This window comes from Corynebacterium silvaticum (assembly GCF_002162115.2).
In the GTDB taxonomy this organism is placed as follows: Bacteria; Actinomycetota; Actinomycetes; order Mycobacteriales; family Mycobacteriaceae; genus Corynebacterium; species Corynebacterium silvaticum.
Map to the genome: position 1 here is coordinate 1049601 of NZ_CP021417.2, position 22407 is coordinate 1072007.

Genomic DNA, 22407 nt, shown 5'->3' on the forward strand with positions numbered 1-22407 from the left:
TTGTAAGCTTTTAAGCGAGATCCCCTGCGATCGCCATGCTGATGTGCGACGGAGTCCGTGGTGGTCGCAGAGAGTTTTCAGACGTCCATCGCACCGCACACCCGCTTAAGCGGGTAAAATATGCGGCCCGAACGCGGGAGAGAACGCTGAGCGTTACAACATTGGCCATGAAGGGTGAATTCCATGCACCCTCCTTGGATCACGAATTTTTCCCGGATCCCATCTGGTTCGCCGACGTGGCGAACGGCTGGTTCACAATCGACCGTCTGATGTTCGTCCGCCTGCTTATGGCGCTTGTCCTCGTACTATTCTTTGCAGTCGCTATGCGTAACCCGAAGCTGGTTCCTTCTGGTCTCCAGAACTGCGCTGAATATCTTTTGGACTTTGTCCGAATCCATATTGCAGAAGACATTTTGGGCAAGAAGGAAGGCAACCGGTTCCTGCCGGTTATTGCCACCATCTTCTTCATCGTCTTGTTCTGCAACCTTCCTTCGGTCATCCCGTTCCTAAACATTTCGCCAAACGCGCGCATTGGTATGCCGCTTGTCTTGGGACTGTTTGGCTACGTTGCGTTTATTTATGCAGGTGCGAAGCGCTATGGCTTCTTCAAGTACATCAAGTCATCGGTGGTTATTCCTAACCTTCCTCCGGTCTTGCACCTACTTGTCGTGCCTCTCGAGTTTTTCTCGACCTTCGTTCTGCGCCCGGCCACGCTGACCCTGCGTCTTATGGCCAACATGCTCGCAGGACACATCATTTTGGTTCTGTTGTTCTCTGCTACGAACTTCTTCTTCTGGCAGTTGAATGGCTGGACCGCGCTGTCCGCCGTGACACTCGTCGCGGGGATTGCGTTCACGCTGTTCGAGCTTTTGGTGATTTTCCTTCAGGCTTACATCTTTGCCCTGTTGTCCGCCGTGTACCTCGAACTGTCGCTGCACGCCGACGAACACTGACCCCGCAGAACCGCGGATCATCATTCTCGAAATATTGACACTCCGCCCCGTGATTTCCATGGGGCACTTAGAAAGGGAACGAACCTCTCATGAACGAAGCCATACTCGCTGCATCTGACACCGCAGTTTCCGGCTCCATCGCAACCGTTGGTTACGGTCTTGCTACCATCGGCCCGGGCCTCGGCATCCTCGTTGGTAAGGCACTCGAGGGCATGGCTCGCCAGCCCGAGATGGCCGGCCAGCTCCGCACCACCATGTTCCTCGGTATCGCTTTCGTTGAGGCTCTTGCCCTCATCGGTCTGGTTGCAGGCTTCATCCTTTAATTCCTCCAACCACCCGACACGAAAGCCGAGATTATGACGAACGTCATTAATTACCTCGCTGAGGCGCAAGGATTGCCGCTGGAGGAATCCCCCAGCGTTCTTTTGCCTGCCAGCTACGACATCGTCTGGTCGCTCGTCGTGCTCGTAATTGTCTCGATCCTATTTAAGAAGCTTGTGCTTCCTAAGTATCGAGAAGTCCTGACCGAGCGTGAGGACCGGATTAAGGGTGGCATTCAGCGTGCAGAGGCTGCACAGGCTGAAGCTAAGGCAGCTCTTGAGAAGTACAATGCTCAACTCGCAGAGGCACGCGCCGAAGCAGCAGAAATCCGCGAAGATGCCCGCGCAAAGGGTAAGCAGATCGAAGCTGACATGAAGGCAAAGGCCACCGAGGAGAGCAACCGCATCATCGAGTCCGGTGAGAAGCAGCTGGCCGCTCAGCGTGAGCAGGTCGTCGAAGAGCTTCGCCGCGAGATGGGCCAGAACTCGATCAGCCTTGCAGAGCGCCTTCTCGGAGACCAACTCTCCGACGATGTGAAGCGTTCTGGCACGATCGACAAGTTCCTGGCTGAACTCGACACCGTGTCTCCGGCAGGGAAGTGAGCACCATGCACGCAGCGAGCCGCGACGCACTAGCACGCGTGATCTCTCACCTAGACGTAGCTCTGTGGGAGGCCAAAGAAAACGCAATCGCTACTGCAGCGCAGACTGGCGCTGAGCTTTTCGACGTCGTAGATGCCTTGGACAACGAGCGCGGATTGCGCATCGCTGTCGCAGATGCATCCACGACTGCCGACCAGCGTACCGGTTTGGTTTCTGCTGTGTTCGCCGGAAAGGTTTCGCCTGCCACCCTCGAAGTGCTGATTTCTGCAGCACGCGAGTCGTGGTCTAACTCCCGCGAATTCCGCGCAGGCTTGATTACCTTGGGTCGCCGGGCACTCCTGAGGTCCGCTGAGGGACAAGGACAGATAGCACAGGTCGAAGACGAGCTCTTCCGCCTGTCTCGGATCCTGGAAAAGGAATCCGAGTTGACGCTGCTTCTTGATGACCGCAGCATCGACCGCACGAGGAAGCGCGAACTGCTGGCGAAGGTGCTGTATGGCAAGGTCACCGCTGTGACTGAGGCCCTTGCACTTCAGGTTATTGGTCGCCGTGAGTCCAACGCCATCGATGACATCAATGCATTGTCCAAGGAAGCGGCTGCATTGCAAGGCCGTTCCGTTGCACATGTTGTCTCTGCTGGCCCGTTGAGCGACGAGCAAAACCAGGCACTGGTACAGAAGCTAGAGCGCATTTATGGTCGTGCGATGAGCATCCACTCTGAGGTTGATCCCAGCCTCCTCGGTGGACTGGTCATCCGAGTCGGCAACGAAGTCATCGATGGATCTACCTCGGGCAAGCTCGAGCGTCTCCGTGCGAGCCTCGTATAGCCAGACACGACGAAACAATTAATTAATAATGCTGGAAGAAACAACCGAGAGCAGGAAGAACATGGCGGAGCTTACGATCTCCTCCGATGAGATCCGTAGCGCGATTGCGAACTACACCTCGAGCTACTCCGCGGAGGCCTCCCGTGAGGAGGTCGGCGTGGTCATTTCCGCAGCTGATGGTATTGCCCAGGTATCTGGTCTGCCTTCAGTCATGGCAAATGAGCTCCTTGAGTTCCCCGGCGGCGTCATTGGCGTCGCGCAGAACCTTGATACTGATCACATCGGTGTTGTGGTTTTGGGTAACTATGAATCCCTTAAAGAAGGCGACGAAGTAAAGCGGACGGGCGAGGTTCTCTCGATCCCTGTCGGCGACAACTTCCTTGGTCGCGTTATCAACCCCCTTGGCCAGCCAATTGATGGACTCGGCGCCATTGAAGCAGAAGAGCAGCGCGTTCTTGAGCTTCAGGCACCTTCTGTGCTGCAGCGTCAGCCAGTTGAGGAGCCGATGCAGACTGGCATCAAGGCTATCGATGCGATGACCCCGATCGGCCGTGGCCAGCGTCAGCTCGTCATTGGCGACCGCAAAACCGGCAAGACTGCCGTGTGCATCGACACAATCCTGAACCAGAAGGCAAACTGGGAGTCCGGCGACAAGACCAAGCAGGTCCGTTGTATTTACGTCGCTATTGGTCAGAAGGGCTCCACCATTGCAGCCGTCCGTAAGACTCTTGAAGAGCAGAGCGCTTTGGAGTACACCACTATCGTGGCTGCTCCGGCTTCTGATTCTGCGGGCTTCAAATGGCTCGCTCCATTCGCAGGTGCCGCTCTAGGCCAGCACTGGATGTACCAGGGCAACCACGTCTTGGTGATCTATGATGATCTGACCAAGCAGGCTGAGGCATACCGCGCAATTTCGTTGCTGCTTCGCCGCCCTCCGGGACGTGAAGCTTACCCAGGCGACGTCTTCTACCTCCACTCCCGTCTCTTGGAGCGTGCTGCAAAGCTTTCCGACGAAATGGGCGCAGGTTCGATGACCGCACTTCCGATCATCGAGACCAAGGCTAACGACGTCTCCGCCTTCATTCCTACCAACGTGATTTCGATTACCGATGGTCAGGTATTCCTTGAGTCCGACCTGTTCAACCAGGGTGTTCGCCCCGCTATTAACGTCGGTGTGTCCGTTTCTCGTGTTGGTGGCGCAGCGCAGACCAAGGGTATGAAGAAGGTTTCTGGCTCTCTTCGTCTTGATCTCGCCGCATACCGCGACCTCGAGGCATTCGCTACCTTCGCATCTGATCTTGATGCTGCCTCCAAGGCACAGCTGGATCGCGGTGCCCGCCTTGTTGAGCTGCTCAAGCAGGCTGAAAATGCTCCGCAGCCGGTTGAACACCAGATCGTCTCCATCTGGCTTGCAGGCAATGGCCACTTCGATAACGTTCCCGTCGAGGATGTCCGTCGCTTCGAGTCCGAGTTGATTGAGTACTTCCACAGCACCACTCCGCAGGTCTTTGAGCAGATTGCGGGCGGTACTCAGCTGTCAGAGGAATCTCAGGCAACCTTGGTTTCCGCAACAGAGACGTTCAAGCGTAAGTTCCAGACCACCGCCGGCACGGTCGTGATCAACGAACCTGAGGTTGAGGCTCTGCCTGCAGACCAGGTTAAGAAGAACACGCTGTCGGTCAAGAAGTAAGGCGTAAAGGCCTGAACCATGACCACACAAGGAAAAGAAGGGAGGCGAAAGACCCATGGCTAATCTTCGTGAGCTACGCGACCGAATTCGGTCCGTCAACTCTACTAAGAAGATCACCAAGGCCCAGGAGCTGATCGCAACTTCGCGCATCACCAAAGCCCAAGCACGGGTCGAGGCTTCGCAGCCTTACGCCACCGAGATCCACAAGGTGATGGAACGTCTGGCCGCAGCTAGCTCTTTGGATCACCCGATGCTGCACGAGCATGAAGACGGCAAGCGCGCCGCTGTGCTCGTGATTTCGAGTGACCGCGGCATGGCTGGTGGCTATAACTACAACGTGTTCAAGAAGGCAGCCGAGCTTATCAAGCTGCTTGAAGACAACGGCTACGAAGTAGTTCGCTACGTTACTGGTAACAAAGCTGTCGGCTACTACAAGTTCCGTGGCGAGGACGTCGCAGGCGCATGGACCGGTTTCTCTCAGGATCCGTCCTGGGAAGAAACCCACAGCGTGCGTCGTCACCTCATCGATGGCTTTATTGCCGGATCGAAGGGTACTGCAAAGTACCGCGAGGGCTTGAATACAGGCGAGGGCGATCCTATTCAAGGTTTCGACCAAGTTCACGTGGTGTACACCGAGTTTGAATCCATGCTGGTTCAGACCGCTCGTGCTCATCAGCTGCTCCCGATCGAACCGGCCATTGAGACCGAAGAAATTCAGATCAGCGATGAGGGCATCTTGCAGAATGCAGGAGAACCTACTCCAGACGTTGAATTTGAGCCAGACGCAGACACGCTGTTTGAGGCGATGCTTCCGCAGTACGTTTCTCGTAGCCTGTTTGCTATGTTCCTCGAAGCAGCAGCTGCTGAGTCGGCGTCCCGTCGAAACGCAATGAAGTCTGCAACTGACAACGCAACGGCCCTTGTTAAGGACCTATCGCGTGTTGCTAACCAGGCGCGTCAGGCACAAATCACCCAGGAAATCACAGAGATCGTCGGCGGCGCTAGCGCGCTCGGCGATAGCGGAGAAAGTGACTAGATTATGACCACAGCTCTTGAAGAGCAGAACACGCAGCAGGCGGCTATCGCCGGCCGCGTCGTGCGCGTCATCGGTCCGGTTGTCGACGTGGAATTCCCGCGTGGCGAGTTGCCGGCACTGTTCAACGCGCTGACTGTCGAGGTCACCCTCGAAGCAGTCGCTAAAACCATTACCCTTGAGGTTGCACAGCACCTCGGCGATAACTTGGTTCGTGCCGTGTCCATGGCACCGACCGACGGTCTCGTCCGTGGCGCTGCTGTGATCGACAGCGGTAAGCCGATCTCAGTTCCCGTTGGTGACGTAGTCAAGGGCCACGTCTTCAACGCGCTGGGTGACTGCCTTGACGAGCCAGGTCTTGGCCGTGATGGTGAGCAGTGGGGCATCCACCGCGACCCGCCACCTTTTGACCAGCTTGAAGGTAAGACCGAGATTCTGGAAACCGGCATTAAGGTCATCGACCTGCTGACCCCGTACGTTAAGGGCGGAAAGATCGGCCTGTTCGGTGGCGCTGGCGTGGGTAAGACCGTTCTTATCCAGGAAATGATCACCCGTATCGCTCGCGAGTTCTCCGGTACCTCGGTGTTCGCAGGCGTGGGCGAGCGTACCCGTGAGGGCACTGATCTCTTCCTCGAAATGGAAGAGATGGGCGTTCTTCAGGACACCGCTCTTGTGTTCGGCCAGATGGACGAGCCTCCAGGAGTTCGTATGCGCGTGGCGCTGTCCGGTCTGACCATGGCGGAGTACTTCCGCGATGTGCAGCACCAGGACGTGCTTCTGTTCATCGACAACATCTTCCGTTTCACCCAGGCAGGTTCCGAGGTTTCTACCCTCCTAGGCCGCATGCCTTCTGCCGTGGGTTACCAGCCAACGCTGGCAGACGAGATGGGTGTTCTGCAGGAGCGTATTACCTCCACAAAGGGTAAGTCGATTACGTCTCTCCAGGCCGTTTACGTGCCTGCCGACGACTACACCGACCCAGCTCCGGCTACCACCTTCGCTCACCTCGACGCGACGACGGAGCTCGACCGCGCTATTGCTTCCAAGGGTATTTACCCTGCCGTGAACCCACTGACATCTACGTCTCGTATTCTCGAGCCAGGTGTTGTCGGCGAGCGTCACTACGAGGTAGCTCAGCGCGTTATCCACATCCTGCAGAAGAACAAGGAACTCCAGGACATCATCGCCATCCTTGGTATGGACGAGCTGTCTGAAGAGGACAAGATCACCGTTCAGCGCGCACGTCGCCTTGAGCGTTTCTTGGGCCAGAACTTCTTCGTGGCAGAGAAGTTCACCGGTATCCCAGGTTCTTATGTTCCGCTGGCTCACACCATCGAGGCATTCGAACGTATCTGCAACGGCGACTTTGACCACTACCCAGAGCAGGCCTTCAACGGCTTGGGTGGCTTGGACGACGTCGAGGCTGCGTACAAGAAGATGACCGAGAAGTAGGGGAGGCAAGCACATGGCTGACATCACCGTGGAATTGGTTTCCGTGGAGCGCATGTTGTGGTCTGGTCAGGCCAGCATCGTCACCGCGCAGACCATCGAGGGTGAGATCGGCGTGCTGCCAGGTCATGAGCCCATGCTCGGCCAGTTGGTCGACAATGGTGTTGTGACCATCCGTCCTGTAAACGGCGACAAGCTCATTGCCGCCGTGCAGGGTGGTTTCCTCTCCATCTCCAAGGAAAAGGTCACCATCCTCGCGGAGTATGCAGTATGGGCTGACGAGGTTAACGCCTCAGAGTCTGAGTCCCACCTGCAGGACGACGATGCCATCGAGAAGGCTCGCGCTCAGGCCGAGCTCAAGGCACTTCGTCGCATGAAGCAGTCCTAGGATTAGGGCAGTAGCCCTCCTCACTTAAGTTTTATGGCCTCTCCGATTGATCGGAGAGGCCATAATGCTTTGTATAGTAACTTTCTTATAAGTCTCTTGAGCTGGTAATAGCTTAAAGTTTTTGGTTTAACAAGATACTCAGTTTGTACAGGATTTGAACCGTTGTAGGATATTAAACAAAACTCAGGCGTAGCGCTGTGTGGTAGTGACAGATGTGGAGCGTATGATGTCGGTCGTCCTGTGGATTATCTTGGTGGTCATCGTTCTCGTCATGCTGCTCGCCGCATGGCGTTTTTTGGTTGTCCGGAGTGAAGGCTCGGCGGTTGTGATTAGAAGGCTTCCAGCCGACACCGGGCGCCGTTGGCGGCACGGTTCAATGCGCTACAGGGGCGAGACCCTTGAGTACTTTAAACTGCGTTCCCTGGTTCCCAAGGCAGATCTGATTATTAATCGTCAGGATGTGGATTACATGGGGTCGCGGGAGCTGGACCCCAGTGAGATCCGGCTATTGGCCGATGGTGCGACTGTTCACTCTTTGAAGGTCCGAGGGGTTCGCTATGAGATCGCACTGGATAATGCGTACTCTATGGGACTTGTCTCGTGGTTGGAATCTGCCCCTAGTCGCAGGTTAGAGCGCATGGATCATACGATTCTCCAGAATAAGATTGACCGGAGTAAGCGTCGCGATCGGTGACACGCTAGTCTATGGAACATGCGTTTAGTCATAGCCCGTTGTTCGGTTGATTATATTGGTCGATTAGAAGCACATTTGCCTCTAGCCGACCGTCTTTTAATGGTAAAGGCCGATGGGTCTGTGTCTATTCACGCGGATGATAGGGCGTATAAACCGCTCAACTGGATGACGCCCCCGTGTACTTTGACGGAAACCACTGTCGAAGAGGACGGTGCGAATGTTGCGCTGTGGATCGTAGAAAACAAGAAAGGGGAGCAGCTTCGCATTACCGTCGAGGCTGTTCACTCAGATTTGTACTATGAGCTGGGTGAGGACCCCGGCTTGCAAAAAGACGGCGTAGAGGCTCATTTGCAGGAACTTTTAGCTGAGCACATTGAGACCCTAGGGGAAGGCTATTCTCTTGTGCGTCGGGAGTATCCTACCTCGATCGGACCGGTGGATATTTTGTGCCGGGACTCTGATGGGCTGAACGTTGCCGTAGAGATTAAACGTCGTGGGGGAATCGACGGTGTGGAGCAACTTACGCGCTATTTGGAGTTGCTCAATCGCGATGAACTGCTCGCTCCAGTCACCGGAGTCTTTGCCGCACAGCAAATCAAGCCACAGGCACGGACTTTGGCTGAAGATCGTGGAATCCGATGCGTTGTCCTAGACTATGACAACTTGCGCGGTATTGAATCCCCCGAGCTCAGGTTGTTCTGATGGGCCGACGGAATCGACGCGTTGTCTCCGAGGTCCGTGCGTTACCCAGGGACGGCGCTAGCTTCTATGGAACCCAGGCTGTTGAGGGGCCATCATGGACACATGGTGAGATGTACATGATGCGCCATATGGGTTCGCACGCGGCCACGAAATTTTATGTTTGCCCGGGATGTAACCAGAATATCCCGCCAGGAATAGCCCACATTGTTGCGTGGCCTAAAGATTCCGGGCGCGGGGCCGAGGATCGGCGCCATTGGCACAGGGCGTGCTGGGAACGTCGATAAGCAAAAAGAGCTAGGCGTTAACCTAGCTCTTCAACGTATGGAAGCGGATGTATTTACTTCTGAGGCTGGGTCAGCTCAAGGAGGACTCCGCCTGCATCCTTGGGGTGAACAAAGTTGATGCGAGCGCCGGCGGTACCGGTCTTTGGCTCGGGGTAGAGTAGCCGCACACCTTGCTCGCGGAGGTACGAGCATAGTGCGTCGATGTCACTGGTGCGCAGACACATTTGCTGGAGACCAGGGCCCTTTTTGTCGATGAATTTAGCAATAGTGGATTCTTCATTCAACGGAGCCAACAGCTGAATCATGCCATCAGTTTCTTTGGGGTTCTTGGGACCCACCATAGCTTCAATAACGCCTTGCTCTTCATTGGTCTCCTGGTGATGATTGACCCAACCAAATGCAGAGCGGTAGAACTCGACTGCGACATCCAGATCCGGGACCGCGATTCCGACGTGGTCGAGGCACGTGACGAGCTCATGAGGAATGTCGATGGAGTTGATATCAGTACTCATACTTCCTCATCATAGTGACGTGGGAGGTGCCATGTTTAGGTTTAAAATGTGACGTCCTCCATGCGCTATGACATATGCCATGAACTACCTCCTAGAAACTGGTAGCACCACAGACCCGCTCACAGCACTCAAAGTTAGGGAATGCCCTGCGTCTGCACCACCTTAACCGCAGAGCGCAGCGATCCGAGTAGTCTTAGGGGCATGATTCTTGCGTTTTCCGTTGTCCCCACCGAAGTTCCTAATTCTGAAGCTGAGATGTCCCTGGCAGTCTCGCGAGCCGTAAAAGTCGTCCGAGACTCTGGCCTGCCCAATGAAACAAACGCTATGTTCACTCTGATTGAGGGGGAATGGGACGAGGTTATGGAGGTGGTGAAAAAGGCTACCGACGCGGTCCTGGCAGTCTCGCCTCGCGTTGGATTAGTCATCAAAGCCGATATTAGGCCTGGCTACACCGGGCAGATTCGTTCCAAAGTGGAATCTGTGGAGCATCACCTTGCAGAAGGCCTAGAAGGGGCCTAGAAAGCTGCAACATTTGCGCTGGACGGGCACAAACACAACACCGTCATGCGCCACATCTGGCTTCGTGGCATTCTAGAAAAGCTGCTGCAGAAAGAAACTATTAGGAGGATACGTAAGTGACTAATCCGAACTCCACACCGCATCGTTTTGTGGCTGGCGCGATAGATTTGGGTGAGGTGAAGTCGCGCGCGGAGGCACGGCAACAAGCAGCCCAATCACCGAACGGCATCCCGGCAGTAGTCGTGGTTACCCGGGACAACGTTGAGGCAGAAGTGCTGCTGCGCTCTCAACAGGTACCGGTCATCGTTCTCCTAGGGACTGCGCGCAGCCCGGAATCCGAACAACTCAAAGCTGATTTTTCACAGCTTGCAAAGGCCTCGCAGAAGAGCTTCATCTTTGCTTACGTAGATGCAGACTCGACTCCAGACATCGCGCAGATGTTTGGGATTCAAGGCTTGCCGACGGTTGTCGCGCTTGCTGCCGGTCGCCCGCTAGCAAACTTTGAAGGCGGACAGCCTCTCGACGCTCTCAAGCAGTGGACCGACGCTGTGGTCAAAGCCGTAGCAGGCCAGCTAGAGGGATTAGCCCATGACCAAGAAGAGGATGCGTCCGATCCTCGGTTTGATGCAGCGACTGACGCATTGAATAACGGCGACTTTGAATCCGCGATTGCTGTGTATGAGTCGATTCTTGCTCAAGAACCCAAAAATCAGATGGCTCTGCAGGCCCGCGATAATGCACGCTTGCTTGCGCGATTGAACACAGCTCGTGGCGATGTGGATCCGATTGCAGCCGCAGACGCAGACCCACACGACGTTGATTTGGCTTTTGCCGCTGCGGATGCAGAAATCGCTGCGGGCGTTCCTGAGGCGGCATTCGACCGGCTCATCTCCATGGTCAAAGGACGCGATGAAGTCCGGGCTAGGTTATTGGAACTGTTCGCGCTTTTTGATCCCACAGACGCGCGGGTGATTGCAGCGCGGGGAAAGATGGCCAGCGCGTTGTTCTAGGTACACGATGTGGGACGTTAAAAGTCAGTCTGCCGCCGCATATGCGGCGGCTTCGTGTTTTTAGCCTATCCAGCGATAAAACTGCCCACTCATCGCAGGAATATGAACCGTGAGGGAGTGCTCGTATCCGTCCCACTCGGTATCCCATGCGGTGATGGTGTGTTCCAGAAGGTTGTTAGCGCCTTCATATACGCCGGCGTCGGTGTTGAGTATGCATTCCCAACGTCCGCCTTCTGGCACCCCCAACTTGTAATGCGGCTGGGAGCTACCGCCAAAGTTAAATACTGCAAGAATCTTTTCTCCGGTAGATCCATATCGGATGAAAGACAAGACGTTGTTGTCTGCATCATTGGACTTAGACCAGCTAAAGCCCTCAGGACCATTGTCCTGGGTATAGAGCGCAGGATTATCTTGGTACACAAAGTTGAGATCGCGGATGAGTTTGATGAGTCCCTCGTGGTACGCGCCTTCCCAACCGACGAGGTTGTCCCAGTCAAGAGAACGACCTTCGGACCATTCCATCACTTGACCGAACTCTTGACCCTGGAACAACAGTTTTTTGCCTGGATGGGCATACATGTAGGCGTAGAGGGTGCGTAGCCCGCTGGCTTTATTCCATGCGTCGCCAGGCATCCGCGTCCACAGTGATCCCTTGCCGTGGACTACTTCATCGTGGCTAAAGGGAAGCACAAAGCGTTCTGAATAGGCATAGACCATGGAGAACGTGATCTCGTTGTGGTGATAAGCCCGGTGTATGGGGTCTAGGGAGAAGTATTCGAGGGTGTCGTTCATCCAGCCCATGTTCCACTTCATGCTAAAACCAAGGCCATTGTGGTCAGTAGGAGTGGTGACTCCGGGCCATGAGGTGGACTCTTCTGCGATGGTAAGAACACCGGGGAACGTCTTATGCACAGTGGCGTTCATTTCTTGCAAGAATTGCACTGCTTCTAGATTCTCTCGGCCCCCATAGATATTGGGCAGCCATTCGCCGGCCTCGCGGGAGTAATCAAGATAGAGCATGGAGGCAACAGCATCCACGCGCAGGCCGTCGACATGGAATTCATCTATCCAATACAGGGCATTAGCTACAAGGAAGTTGCGGACTTCATTGCGCCCAAAATCAAAGACATAGGTGCCCCAATCCTTTTGTTCTCCTCGACGCCAGTCGGGGTGTTCATAGAGAGGCTGGCCGTCGAAGCGCCCGAGAGCAAAGGAGTCTTTGGGGAAATGCGCGGGGACCCAGTCCATGATGACTCCGATACCAGCGCGGTGGAAAGCGTCGATAAGCATGCGAAGCTCATCGGGGGTTCCCCATCGCGACGTGGGAGCATAATAGCCGGAGACTTGGTATCCCCAGGATCCGCCAAAGGGATGCTCGGCGACTGGGAGGAACTCTACGTGGGTGTATCCGAGAGAAGAAACATAGTCGACGAGCTCCGATGCGAGGTCCTTATAGGTTCGATTTTCTCGCCACGAACCCAAGTGGCATTCGTAGATACTCATCGGTTGAGCGGCATGGTCGCGAGTAGCACGCTTGGATATCCAGTCGGCGTCTTGCCACTCATAACCGGAATCCGCGACGATGGAACCCGTAGCAGGGGCTACCTCTGCGTGGCGCGCTAGCGGGTCGGCTTTGTCGATCCGGTGCCCCTCCCGAGTATGAATTGCATACTTGTACACTTCTCCAGCCTGAATGCCAGGGACGAACAGTTCCCAGACACCCGAGTCTCCCAGAGAGCGCATGGGGTACTGATTAGGGTTCCAGCCACAGAAATTGCCAACGACGGCAACGCCCGTGGCATTGGGGGCCCATACGGCAAAGGAGGTGCCTGTGACGTTGCCTAGTTCCGTGCTAAAAGTACGAACGTGCGCGCCTAGGACATCCCAGAGACGTTCGTGCCTTCCTTCTCGGATGAGGTGGATATCTAGTTCCCCCAGAGTAGGAAGGAAATGATAAGGGTCGGCGGTGGTCAACGTCTTGTCTCCGGCCCACGAGACGTTGAGGCGATAATCAGTGGCCAACGATGCGTCTACACTTGCTGCGAAGATATCGTCGCCGATGGGAGATAGTACGTGTGTTGACCCGTCTGTCAGCGTGACTGTGACGGCCTCTGCCCCAAGTTGGCGGGTGCGAATGACGGCGTGGGAGTCGTCGATAGGGTGGCAGCCGTAGACCGCGTGAGGGTCGTGGAATTGGCAATACCGCAGCCGACCGAGAACATCATCGTCGATACGGACGGGATCGGAAGAAGAAATCATGGGGATGGTGGGATCCTTTCAACGATGAGAATTAGTTGGAATAGTCGGTGGGCGTGCGCCAGGAGAGTGCTTCACGTTTGTTTTCATCCACAACGGGAAGCTGCAGGATGTGGGCGACGTCTGCGCAGGGATCTAGCCGGACATAGGTGCGTTTGTTCCAAGGGAATTGAGCACCTGTAACTAAATCTGTGACAGTGAAGTGATCGGTGTCATCACGTCCGATAGCGCTCATGGTGAGGTCCACGGTGGCTGCATGGGCGTGTTCAGGATCCAGATTGATCACCACGAGGATGGCGTCGCCAGACACGGGATCGACTTTGCTATAAGCAATGATGTTGTCATTATCGGTGTTGTGGAAGTCAATAACCCGAAGCTGTTGTAAGGCAGGGTGTGCGCGCCGGATTGCATTGAGCGTGCCAAGGTAGGGCTCGAGGGAATTTCCCTGTTCGAGGGCTGCGGCGAAGTCGCGTGGACGAAGTTCATACTTCTCAGAGTCCAGGTATTCTTCGCTGCCAGCTGAAACTGCCTCGTGCTCATAGAGCTCAAACCCGGAGTACACTCCCCACAGCGGAGACAATGTGGAGGCAAGGGCTGCCCGGATCGCAAACATGGCACGCCCGCCATGCTGCAGGCTCTCATGCAAGATGTCTGGAGTGTTAACAAAAAGATTGGGGCGAGAGGAATCCGCCATCGCGGCTATCTCAGTACCAAACTCTTCCAGCTCAGTCTTGGTGGTACGCCACGTAAAATACGTATAAGACTGGGTGAAGCCAAGCTTGCCAAGCCCATAAAGCCGCGCCGGGCGGGTAAAGGCTTCCGCTAGGAAGATGACCTCAGGATGCGTGTCATGGATGGTACTGATGAGCCATTCCCAGAAGTTGGCAGGTTTTGTATGCGGATTATCAACGCGGAATACCGTCACGCCTTGTGCAATCCAGAACAGAACGATGCGCTTGAGTTCTGCGTAGATAGCCGACTTATTGTTATCAAAATTCAGCGGGTAAATATCCTGATATTTTTTGGGAGGATTTTCTGCATATGCGATTGTGCCGTCGGCAAGCACCGTAAAAAAGTCCTGGTGGGTACGCGCCCAGGGGTGGTCGGGGGCTGCCTGCAACGCGAGATCAAGCGCAATGTTAAGACCGAGTTTCTCGGCTGTGGACACTAAGTCTTGAAAGTCTTTGAGCGTTCCTAGCTGTGGGTGTACTGCGTCGTGTCCGCCGTCAGCGGAACCGATTGCCCATGGCGAGCCGACGTCATCAGACTCAGCGATCAGGGTGTTGTTTTTCCCTTTTCGGTGGATGTAACCAATGGGATGAATAGGAGGGAAATAGACGGTATCAAAGCCCATGGCCGCTACTCGCTTAAGAGCTTGGGCCGTGGTAGAAAACGTGCCGTGCACGGGGGTCCCATCAGCATCCCAGCCCCCAGTAGATCTAGGGAAGAGCTCATACCATGAGCTGAACTGCGCATCGCGGCGTTCTACCAGCACGGTATGGCTTTGTCCTCGGGTAAGCAGCTCCCGTACGGGATGCTCGCGGAGAATGGAATGAATCTCCTTGCTCAGCGCTGGTGCCACGCGAGCCCGCAGTGGTTGGCTGGAACGCAGAGAATCAGCCACAGCAAAAAGCTTGTGTGCAGCGGACTTCGGTGCCTGCGCAGCGGCTTTTTCAAAGAGCTGAGCTCCGTGTTCTAAATCATTAAAAAGATCGTCTTCGTCTTGTCCTACCTCAATTTTTGCTATCACCGCATGGCGCCAGGTGCGCATAGGATCGGACCACGCATCGACCTGAAAGCTCCACGTTCCCATCGCATCGGGGACAAAGCTGGAAAACAGCTTGTCTTGGTCGAAGGGAGCGGGGGTCATGATCGTACGAGTCACCTGGCCGCTCGGGGAGGTGACGTTGAGCGTTGCCGACACCGCGTCGTGGCCTTCACACCATACGAGGGCACTCACGGGAATCATCTCTCCGACTACAGCTTTGGAAGGCTGCGATCCTCCCGATATGCGTGGGCGTACGTCTTCGATGGCAAGTCTTCCTGTCACTTCAGCAGTGCTCGCTTCCTGGTGTCGATGGGTTACCTATCTTTAAAGCGTAGTTCACCTGTGTCACTTCCACATGGACAGTGAGAAATCCGTCATGATGGAAGGCATGACAAACGCTGAGATCGAGCCCCGTAACCCTGATCTACTCCTCGACTTTTCCGAGGTGGAATTCAAACGTGGCGGTAAAACATTGGTTGGTCCTGTTGAATGGCAGGTTGAGCTCGATGAGCGATGGGTGATTTTGGGGCCGAATGGCGCCGGAAAAACCACGTTGATTCGCATGGCTGCCGCCGAGGAATTTCCCTCCAAAGGAAAGCTTTGGATTATGGGGGAACAACTCGGTCGGACTGACATGCGCGATCTGCGTGCAATGATTGGTGTCTCCTCGTCCGCTCTGGGCAATCGAATCCCAGCGGATGAAAAAGTGTCTGACCTGGTTATCTCCGCAGGCTATGCGATTTTGGGTCGCTGGCGAGAAGAATATGAAGAGTGGGACCTGGGGCGAGCTACGGAAATTTTAGAGCAAGTCGGCGCCTATCACCTTGCAGATCAAACCTGGGGCACGCTGAGCGAGGGCGAGCGCAAGCGGGTCTTGGTAGCTCGCGCGCTGATGACCAACCCGGAGCTTTTGCTTCTCGACGAACCAACGGTTGGCATGGATCTCGGCGGCAGGGAAGACCTGGTGGCTTATCTTGGCGAGCTCGCGATGGACGCCGATGCACCGGCAATCGTCATGATTACTCACCATGTGGAAGAAGTTCCTCCTGGGTTTACGCATGCTTTGCTTCTCGACGAAGGTGCCGTGGTGGCACAAGGCCTCATTGACGATGTGATCACTAGTGAAAACCTGACGAGGGCGTTCCACCAGCCGATCGCTGTGGATAAGATAGATGGTCGGTATTTTGCCCGACGGCAAAGACGCGCAACGAGGCATCGCAAGTAGACTTGTTGCTAGACCATTCAACAACTGGCGGTAAACAGCAGTAATGCGTTGTTTGTTCACAGGCTACGAGAACGATTGCAGAGCGCATCGTGGGGGTGATCATGCACGAACCTGAGGAGATGTTGGGCCTTGGCGGCGCCAAGCTTGCTGTCACCGTATTGATGGTTCGCGACTCGCCGCTAGGCATGGAAGTGTACGTGCAAGAGCGCGTGTCTTCTATGCCCACGTTCCCCAACACCACCGTTTTCCCTGGCGGTGGCGTTGACGCTCGCGATTTTGAGCTGAGCCATGAAGATGCCCCTTATGACACTTTTGGTGGCCCAAGCCTGATGCATTGGGCCCGAGTGTTAGGAACTAATCGCAATAGAGCCCGAGCGCTACTATTTGCTGCGGTACGCGAACTTTTTGAGGAAACCGGCACCCTTCTTGCCTCGCACGCAGATGGCCGCCCGATTTTGGATGCCACTCCCTATCATTCGCAGCGCTTGGCTTTAGAAAGCCACCGACTTTCCCTCTCCCAGGTGCTAGAACGCAACGGATTGATGCTGCGATCAGAGTTGCTACGCCCCTCGACCAGGTGGGTGAGCCCCGATGAGGACGAACGCCGGTTTGACATGTTTTCCTTCGTCGCTGTCCAACCCCCAGGACAAGAACCGGACGGAAACACCAGTGAGGCGGCATCCACCGGATGGTTTTCCCCCGAGCTCATCTTGGACGGCTGGAGGGCAGGGCTCTTACGCCTAGTCTTTCCCACATGGGCGCAACTATGGACCCTGAACCAGTTCGACTGCGTGACCGACCTGCTCACTCATTTGAGAAAAGCGGATATGAAGCCTTATAAGGGCATCCCTGAGTACGATCCTCTCTACGAAGAGTTTTTCACGTATGTTCCTCCCAAACGTTTTTAAGAAAGATAGCCCTACACGTGAGTTTTCATCCCGCTGAGGTGCGCTTCCTCGTTGCCCACGAGGAAAAAATCGCCGATGCAGAACGACGCCTGACGGCAGACCACCCCATGACCAAAGAAAGCGCCATCAAAGACAGCGCTTTCTTCCGTTCCGAATTTGGCGACTACGGACGTGCAGTGATGGAACTGGTGAGTTCCCGATCTGCGGCTAAAGGAAAACTTCCTAGCCAGTGGCTTATGTGCCACGAATCAGCACAGCAAGCAACTCCACTCGTGGTAGCCCAACGCAGGGCTGAAAGGATTGCTGCGCATTGTCCCCAGGGGCTGGTCCACGATGTCACGTGTTCGATTGGCGCCGAGGGGGCCGCGCTTATCGACGCCGGGGTGGGCTATCACGGCAGCGATCTCGATCAGGCCCGCTTGTTGATGGCCCAGTCTAACGAGCCGCGTGCTCTCTACTCGCGAGCAGACGCCCTCAGGCCGGCGTCGACAAGCGAAAGCTTCATTGTGGCCGATCCCGCGCGCCGGGCCGGTGGCCGAAGAATCACTTCTCCGACGCAACTCATTCCGCCACTTCCCAGTCTCGTAGAGACCTGGCAGGGGCATGAGCTGTCTATCAAATGCGCCCCGGGCCTTGACTTCTCAGAGTGGGACGGACTCGTGAGCGTGGCAAGCGTGAACGGGGGGAGTAAAAGAGGCCTGCTTATACACAGCAGGATTGAGCGATGGAGAAACTCGCGAGGCGCTTCTCATAACCACATCGAAAACAGAAGACCTCACCGATAGTCATCGCGTAGACAAAATTACTGATCTTATGCCTTCCGATGTCGGCGCGGACGCCCCAGGGAAATATCTCATCGACCCCGACGGTGCGGTGGTGAGATCAGGGCTGGTACGCCATTATGCCCGGCGCGAGGGACTGTGGATGCTAGATGAGCGGATCGCATACCTGACGGGTGATGTGATTCCAGAGGGACGCAGTGGTTTTGCTTTTGTGGAATCCGTACCGTTGAAAAAGCTCAAAGCTGCATTAAAAAAGCACGATTGCGGAAGCCTAGAGATCCTTGTACGCGGAGTAGACGTGGACCCGGATGTACTAAGAAAGAAGCTCGGGCTTAAAGGCAAGCGGCCCATGGCGGTGTTGTGTACTCGCATCGGTTCTCAAGGAGTTGGGCTTATTTGTGAGGCCCGTGAGTGCGCAGATGAACCACCCCGTACTTTTGTGCACTAGACTTGCCCAACGTGTGCGTCGTCGAGACGCGAGATAAAACAAGAGACTGTTTCGATTTTCGGTAGGGACGTCACCTCGACTCCTGCCCTGAGAGAAGAAAAGAAGGGATGACACCGATGCCCGCAATCGTGGCTCTGGTCAAAAATGTTCCCGATACGTGGTCAACAAAGAAGCTTGAGAGTGATTTCACCCTTGATCGCGTCAACGTTGATTCTGTGATCGATGAGATTAACGAGTACGCGGTGGAACAAGCGCTGCGGCTTAAAGAGTCCAATCCAGATGCTGGTTATACGGTAGTCGCCCTTTCCGCCGGCCCGGCAGGCTCCGAGGAAGCATTGCGCAAGGCGCTCGCTATGGGAGCCGATCAGGCGATTCTTCTCTCGGATGACGCGCTCGCGGGCTCTGATGTTTTGGGAACCGCATGGGCACTAAATAACGCAATTAACCAGATCCCAGATGTCGCGCTCATCGTTGCAGGCTCCGCCTCTTCCGACGGCGCTATGGGAGCAGTTCCCGGAATACTCAGCGAATATCGTCAGCAGCCCGCTCTCACCAGCATGCGTGAGATTACCCTGTCGGGGAACACCATCAGCGGTATCAGGGAGACCTATGACGGTGACTTCGCTCTTGAAACAACGCTTCCTGCGATCGTGGCTGTCACAGAAAAAGCGGATAAGCCTCGATTCCCTAACTTCAAGGGCATCATGGCTGCTAAAAAGGCCGAAATTCAGCAGTTTAACTTGGTGTCCATAGGAGTCGCCCCAGAACACGTGGGGCTTGCACATGCCGCCACCGCTGTTACCGCAGCCACGGAGCGCTCGGCCCGCCAAGGTGGCGACGTGATCAACACCGACCCACGCACAGCAGCCGCTGCTATCGCAGACTTCCTAGCCGCTGAGAAGCTCATCTAAACAAAGGAGAAGAACAGACAATGTCAACTGTTTACGTACTTGTCGAACACGCCGATGGACAGGTTCTTCCCGCAACAGGAGAGCTTTTCACCGCTGCACGAGTGCTTGGCGACGTCACGGCCGTCGTCGTAGGCACCCCGGGGACTCATGAACCGCTCGTGTCTAAGCTGGCCGAGCTTGGCGCCAGCTCCATCGTTGCGGCGCAGGCCGCCGACGTGGATTCTCGCATCGTGATCCCGCAGGCAGATGCGCTGTCGATGCTTGCAGCAGCCGCGCCGGGTCCGATTCTTTTGGACGCAGGGGTCCACGGTAATGAAATCGCGGGACGCCTTGCTGCGCGCCTTGCCTCTGGCGTGTTGTGCGATGTGGTCGGAATTAACCCCGATAGGACCGCGCATCTTTCTGTGTTTGGCGATACTGTCGACGTGTCCGCTGCAGTCGGGGGAGCAAGCCCGATTTACACATTGCGTCCCGGAAGCGTGGAGGCTGTGCCTGCTCCGGCAGCTGGAACCGTATCTGTCATGGAGATCCCCACGGCAGCTGTGAAAGACGTAAAAGTAACCTCCTTTACTCCAGCGGTTAAGGGTGACCGCCCGGATCTGACCAGCGCGAAGGTCGTCGTGGCAGGCGGCCGCGGAGTGGAATCTGCGGAGAACTTTGGTTCTATCGTCGAGCCGCTTGCCGACGCTCTCGGCGGGGCTGTGGGTGCTACCCGCGATGCTGTTGACCTGGGGTATTACTCGGCGCAGTACCAGATCGGGCAAACAGGCGTTACCGTCTCTCCCGATGTTTACATTGGCCTCGGCATCTCTGGCGCTATTCAGCACACGTCTGGAATGCAGACTTCTAAGAAGATTATCGTCATCAACAATGATGAGGATGCTCCGTTCTTCTCCATCGCAGACCTAGGTGTGGTGGGAGATATTCATGAAATCACCCCGCTGCTTGTCCAGGAGATTGCTCAGCGGAAAGCCTAGAAATACGGCTGTGATTCACAGTATGCCGAGTCTTGTACCACAGGGACTCGGCATATTTTTGTGTCAACAGGGAACCGGCTTTCTACCCGGAGTGCAGCGCCGAGTAGAATCAGCCCCCATGCAGTCGAGTTATTTTGATCATGCCGCAACCACGCCAATCCGCAAGGTTGCGCGAGACGCTTGGCTAGACAATGCTCATCTGGTTAATCCAGCAAGCCAATATGGTTCGGGGCGTGCGGCGCGGAGCGTCCTTGACACCGCGCGTGAGGAAATCGCTGAGTTGCTCGGGTGCGAGCCCATTGAGGTCCTATTCACTGGTTCCGGTACAGAGTCGGACAACATCGGTGTTGCAGGGCTATGGCAGGCCAGTTCTCTTCGCAGGATCGTTAGTACGGGAATAGAACACCCGGCGGTTCTTGAGACGCTGAAATATCTTGAGGCGCGTGGAGCCAACGTAGACATGCTTCCTATCGGAACAGACGGGATTATCTCGGATCTTTCGGCGTTGGAAGAACCCGCTGCTGTGGCCGCGGTGATGTGGGCGAATAACGAGACTGGGGCGATACAGCCGATCCACAACGTGGCTTCATCTGCTGCCGCTGCCGGCACGCCTCTCCATGTTGATGCAGTGCAAGTGGTTGGGCATCTTCCCGTGAATTTTCATGAGCTTGGGGCGACCACACTTGCGGCGAGTGCCCACAAATTTGGTGGGCCTCGGGGCGTTGGTGTGTTGTTGGCGCGACGCTCGCCTGCTCCTCGTCCTATTTTCCATGGTGGTGGGCAAGAACGCGGTATCAGATCTGGAACCGTGGATGTGGCTGGGGCTGCGGCTACAGCTGCGGCTTTGTCTGAAGCAGTAGCCGAGATGGAGCAGGAACAACGCAGAGTGACAGCATTGCGCAACGAGCTTCGCAGTCGCATCCTAGAAACGATCGATAACGTTGTGGTGCACACCCCCCACGATGCATTGCCAGGGCACCTTCACATGTCTTTCCCTGGAGCAGAAGGCGACAGCCTCATTATGCTTCTGGATTCGTTTGGTTTGGAAGCATCCACTGGCTCAGCATGTTCAAACGGGGTGAACAGGGCCAGCCATGTTCTTTTGGCCGCAGGGGTGGAAGAAAAAATTGCACGCAGCACCATTCGCTTTACTCTTGGCCGGACAACGGAGGAGGCGGACGTCGAGAAGCTTGTACAACAGCTACCCGACGTCGTCAGGCGTGCGCGTTTAGCAGGTATGGCTTAGGCGGCTGGCGGGTCGAAGCGAGGTGTTCCTGCGGCCATGAAACTACGAGTCCAGGCATCGTCCTTGTAGTGGGCAGGCACTCCACCTCCTAGCAAGGAACGCGTTATGTGTTGCGTCGCTGTAAGATCTGGGAGCGGAGAGTCCGTGCCAATCAGTATGAGGTTTCCGTACCTGCGACCTTTGAGCATTGCGGGATCTGAGATGCAAGCGACGTGCGTAAAGACCTCTGCCATGCCTTTGAGCTCGGCCTGAGCGCCCCGGAGATCGGAGTGATCTCCGCAGTTGGCTACGTAAAGCCCTCCTGGTGCAAGGCTGCGGTGGCACTGGCGGAAAAACTCGACGGTTGTCAGCGGGAGCGGAGTGGAATCGCCAGCGAAGACATCTCTGATAATCACATCTCGGCTTGCATCGGCAAAAGAATTGGTCACCTCTCTGGCCTCACCCACGCGGATCTTTAACAACGGTGCGCGGGGAAGATCGAACCATACGCGAGCCAATCGAGCTAGCTCGCCATCCAATTCCACTACGGTATTCCGCGACTTAGGGTATTGGTGAGCTAAATAGCGAGCCATCGTGCAGGCCCCGCCGCCTAAATGGGTGACTCTGAGCGCAGTCGGCGACGCATGTGCGGTGACAAACCACTCCACTGCTGCGGCAATCCACCGCATGTACTCGTACTCAAGCCTGCTTGGGTCTTCGCATATATGGCTCGACGGTACTCCGTTGACGTAGACCTCCCAAGCACGAGACATGAAAGAATCTGGTCGAAGTTCCATGGTTCCCGTAGACGTGGGATAAACCCCTGCTACGGGACCATTGCTAGCGTTGCTATCCGGGTGAGACCCGACCGCCTTTTTCCTACCTATGAGCGATAAGGTTACAGTGCCTATGCTGAGCGGACG

At 55.7% G+C, this 22407-nt stretch carries 22 protein-coding genes and 1 pseudogene; 19 read left to right on the forward strand and 4 right to left on the reverse strand.

Annotated elements, in window-relative coordinates; translation table 11 throughout:
- The first annotated feature begins 167 nt into the window (after positions 1–167).
- The 11 genes from atpB to CBE74_RS17475 all read left to right on the forward strand — a co-directional run bounded on the left by atpB (position 168) and on the right by CBE74_RS17475 (position 8943).
- A complete protein-coding gene (atpB, locus tag CBE74_RS17425) occupies positions 168–953 on the forward strand; it encodes a F0F1 ATP synthase subunit A (protein ID WP_087454862.1) in 786 nt (261 codons plus the stop codon).
- Positions 954–1042: 89 nt separating this feature from the next.
- Positions 1043–1276: an ATP synthase F0 subunit C gene (locus CBE74_RS17430; RefSeq protein ID WP_087453800.1), complete on the forward strand. Its 234-nt coding sequence runs from the start codon at positions 1043–1045 to the stop codon at positions 1274–1276.
- A 33-nt stretch (positions 1277–1309) separates the two neighbouring features.
- Positions 1310–1876: a F0F1 ATP synthase subunit B gene (locus tag CBE74_RS17435; RefSeq protein WP_013911274.1), complete on the forward strand. Its 567-nt coding sequence runs from the start codon at positions 1310–1312 to the stop codon at positions 1874–1876.
- Between the two features lie 5 nt (positions 1877–1881).
- Complete coding sequence (locus tag CBE74_RS17440) at positions 1882–2703, forward strand: F0F1 ATP synthase subunit delta (protein ID WP_087453801.1); 822 nt, start codon at positions 1882–1884, stop codon at positions 2701–2703.
- A 61-nt stretch (positions 2704–2764) separates the two neighbouring features.
- Complete coding sequence (atpA, locus tag CBE74_RS17445) at positions 2765–4393, forward strand: F0F1 ATP synthase subunit alpha (RefSeq protein WP_087453802.1); 1629 nt, start codon at positions 2765–2767, stop codon at positions 4391–4393.
- Positions 4394–4448: 55 nt separating this feature from the next.
- Complete coding sequence (locus tag CBE74_RS17450; RefSeq protein WP_087453803.1) at positions 4449–5429, forward strand: F0F1 ATP synthase subunit gamma; 981 nt, start codon at positions 4449–4451, stop codon at positions 5427–5429.
- 3 nt (positions 5430–5432) lie between these two features.
- The gene (atpD, locus tag CBE74_RS17455) at positions 5433–6878 is read left to right on the forward strand and encodes a F0F1 ATP synthase subunit beta (RefSeq protein WP_013911278.1); all 1446 of its coding nucleotides are present in this window, start codon (positions 5433–5435) and stop codon (positions 6876–6878) included.
- A 13-nt stretch (positions 6879–6891) separates the two neighbouring features.
- Positions 6892–7263: a F0F1 ATP synthase subunit epsilon gene (locus CBE74_RS17460; protein ID WP_087453804.1), complete on the forward strand. Its 372-nt coding sequence runs from the start codon at positions 6892–6894 to the stop codon at positions 7261–7263.
- Positions 7264–7462: 199 nt separating this feature from the next.
- Entirely contained in the window at positions 7463–7957 is a 495-nt protein-coding gene (locus CBE74_RS17465) for a DUF2550 domain-containing protein (RefSeq protein ID WP_087453805.1), read from the forward strand.
- An 18-nt stretch (positions 7958–7975) separates the two neighbouring features.
- Positions 7976–8659 (forward strand): endonuclease NucS, encoded by a 684-nt coding sequence (gene nucS, locus CBE74_RS17470; protein WP_087453806.1) that lies wholly within the window; start codon positions 7976–7978, stop codon positions 8657–8659.
- Complete coding sequence (locus CBE74_RS17475; protein WP_087453807.1) at positions 8659–8943, forward strand: hypothetical protein; 285 nt, start codon at positions 8659–8661, stop codon at positions 8941–8943. Before nucS ends, CBE74_RS17475 begins: the two co-directional genes overlap by 1 nt.
- 53 nt (positions 8944–8996) lie before the next feature.
- Here CBE74_RS17475 and mce read toward each other — a convergent pair whose 3' ends face one another.
- A complete protein-coding gene (mce, locus tag CBE74_RS17480) occupies positions 8997–9455 on the reverse strand; it encodes a methylmalonyl-CoA epimerase (RefSeq protein WP_087453808.1) in 459 nt (152 codons plus the stop codon).
- 201 nt (positions 9456–9656) lie between these two features.
- On the opposite strand from mce, the gene CBE74_RS17485 reads away from it, so the two are divergent.
- Together CBE74_RS17485 and CBE74_RS17490 are read left to right on the forward strand one after the other, a co-directional pair.
- Positions 9657–9974 carry a thiamine-binding protein gene (locus CBE74_RS17485; RefSeq protein WP_087453809.1) on the forward strand — a complete coding sequence of 106 codons (318 nt, stop codon included), beginning with the start codon at positions 9657–9659 and terminating at the stop codon, positions 9972–9974.
- Positions 9975–10090: 116 nt separating this feature from the next.
- The gene (locus CBE74_RS17490; protein ID WP_087453810.1) at positions 10091–10984 is read left to right on the forward strand and encodes a tetratricopeptide repeat protein; all 894 of its coding nucleotides are present in this window, start codon (positions 10091–10093) and stop codon (positions 10982–10984) included.
- 60 nt (positions 10985–11044) lie between these two features.
- Here the strand turns inward: CBE74_RS17490 and glgB are convergent, their stop codons facing one another.
- Both glgB and CBE74_RS17500 read right to left on the reverse strand, forming a co-directional pair.
- Positions 11045–13243: a 1,4-alpha-glucan branching protein GlgB gene (gene glgB / locus CBE74_RS17495; protein WP_087453811.1), complete on the reverse strand. Its 2199-nt coding sequence runs from the start codon at positions 13241–13243 to the stop codon at positions 11045–11047.
- Positions 13244–13274: 31 nt separating this feature from the next.
- Entirely contained in the window at positions 13275–15290 is a 2016-nt protein-coding gene (locus CBE74_RS17500) for an alpha-1,4-glucan--maltose-1-phosphate maltosyltransferase (protein ID WP_087453812.1), read from the reverse strand.
- Positions 15291–15384: 94 nt separating this feature from the next.
- On the opposite strand from CBE74_RS17500, the gene CBE74_RS17505 reads away from it, so the two are divergent.
- From CBE74_RS17505 to CBE74_RS17530, 6 genes and pseudogenes are all read left to right on the forward strand, one after another.
- Entirely contained in the window at positions 15385–16233 is an 849-nt protein-coding gene (locus CBE74_RS17505; protein WP_087454863.1) for an ABC transporter ATP-binding protein, read from the forward strand.
- A 101-nt stretch (positions 16234–16334) separates the two neighbouring features.
- On the forward strand, positions 16335–17141 hold the full coding sequence (locus tag CBE74_RS17510) for an NUDIX hydrolase (RefSeq protein ID WP_087454864.1): 807 nt from the start codon (positions 16335–16337) through the stop codon (positions 17139–17141).
- Positions 17142–17158: 17 nt separating this feature from the next.
- A pseudogene (locus CBE74_RS17515) lies at positions 17159–18371 on the forward strand (THUMP-like domain-containing protein).
- 116 nt (positions 18372–18487) lie between these two features.
- Positions 18488–19282, forward strand: a complete 795-nt coding sequence (locus CBE74_RS17520) for an electron transfer flavoprotein subunit beta/FixA family protein (protein WP_087453813.1) — start codon at positions 18488–18490, stop codon at positions 19280–19282.
- A gap of 20 nt (positions 19283–19302) precedes the next feature.
- Positions 19303–20259 carry an electron transfer flavoprotein subunit alpha/FixB family protein gene (locus CBE74_RS17525; protein ID WP_087453814.1) on the forward strand — a complete coding sequence of 319 codons (957 nt, stop codon included), beginning with the start codon at positions 19303–19305 and terminating at the stop codon, positions 20257–20259.
- Positions 20260–20377: 118 nt separating this feature from the next.
- A complete protein-coding gene (locus tag CBE74_RS17530) occupies positions 20378–21505 on the forward strand; it encodes a cysteine desulfurase family protein (protein WP_087453815.1) in 1128 nt (375 codons plus the stop codon).
- Here CBE74_RS17530 and CBE74_RS17535 read toward each other — a convergent pair.
- Positions 21502–22371 carry a spermidine synthase gene (locus tag CBE74_RS17535; protein ID WP_087453816.1) on the reverse strand — a complete coding sequence of 290 codons (870 nt, stop codon included), beginning with the start codon at positions 22369–22371 and terminating at the stop codon, positions 21502–21504. The genes CBE74_RS17530 and CBE74_RS17535 overlap by 4 nt on opposite strands.
- Positions 22372–22407: the final 36 nt, after the last annotated feature.

Coding starts and splice junctions, on each gene's coding strand:
- CBE74_RS17485 (WP_087453809.1), top strand. CDS start 9,657: ATGATTCTTGCGTTTTCCGTTGTCCCCACCGAAGTTCCTAATTCTGAA.
- atpA (WP_087453802.1), top strand. CDS start 2,765: ATGGCGGAGCTTACGATCTCCTCCGATGAGATCCGTAGCGCGATTGCG.
- atpD (WP_013911278.1), top strand. CDS start 5,433: ATGACCACAGCTCTTGAAGAGCAGAACACGCAGCAGGCGGCTATCGCC.
- glgB (WP_087453811.1), bottom strand. CDS start 13,243: ATGATTTCTTCTTCCGATCCCGTCCGTATCGACGATGATGTTCTCGGT.
- CBE74_RS17525 (WP_087453814.1), top strand. CDS start 19,303: ATGTCAACTGTTTACGTACTTGTCGAACACGCCGATGGACAGGTTCTT.
- atpB (WP_087454862.1), top strand. CDS start 168: ATGAAGGGTGAATTCCATGCACCCTCCTTGGATCACGAATTTTTCCCG.
- nucS (WP_087453806.1), top strand. CDS start 7,976: ATGCGTTTAGTCATAGCCCGTTGTTCGGTTGATTATATTGGTCGATTA.
- CBE74_RS17505 (WP_087454863.1), top strand. CDS start 15,385: ATGATGGAAGGCATGACAAACGCTGAGATCGAGCCCCGTAACCCTGAT.
- mce (WP_087453808.1), bottom strand. CDS start 9,455: ATGAGTACTGATATCAACTCCATCGACATTCCTCATGAGCTCGTCACG.
- CBE74_RS17430 (WP_087453800.1), top strand. CDS start 1,043: ATGAACGAAGCCATACTCGCTGCATCTGACACCGCAGTTTCCGGCTCC.
- CBE74_RS17440 (WP_087453801.1), top strand. CDS start 1,882: ATGCACGCAGCGAGCCGCGACGCACTAGCACGCGTGATCTCTCACCTA.
- CBE74_RS17450 (WP_087453803.1), top strand. CDS start 4,449: ATGGCTAATCTTCGTGAGCTACGCGACCGAATTCGGTCCGTCAACTCT.
- CBE74_RS17435 (WP_013911274.1), top strand. CDS start 1,310: ATGACGAACGTCATTAATTACCTCGCTGAGGCGCAAGGATTGCCGCTG.
- CBE74_RS17520 (WP_087453813.1), top strand. CDS start 18,488: ATGCCCGCAATCGTGGCTCTGGTCAAAAATGTTCCCGATACGTGGTCA.
- CBE74_RS17530 (WP_087453815.1), top strand. CDS start 20,378: ATGCAGTCGAGTTATTTTGATCATGCCGCAACCACGCCAATCCGCAAG.
- CBE74_RS17460 (WP_087453804.1), top strand. CDS start 6,892: ATGGCTGACATCACCGTGGAATTGGTTTCCGTGGAGCGCATGTTGTGG.
- CBE74_RS17510 (WP_087454864.1), top strand. CDS start 16,335: ATGCACGAACCTGAGGAGATGTTGGGCCTTGGCGGCGCCAAGCTTGCT.
- CBE74_RS17475 (WP_087453807.1), top strand. CDS start 8,659: ATGGGCCGACGGAATCGACGCGTTGTCTCCGAGGTCCGTGCGTTACCC.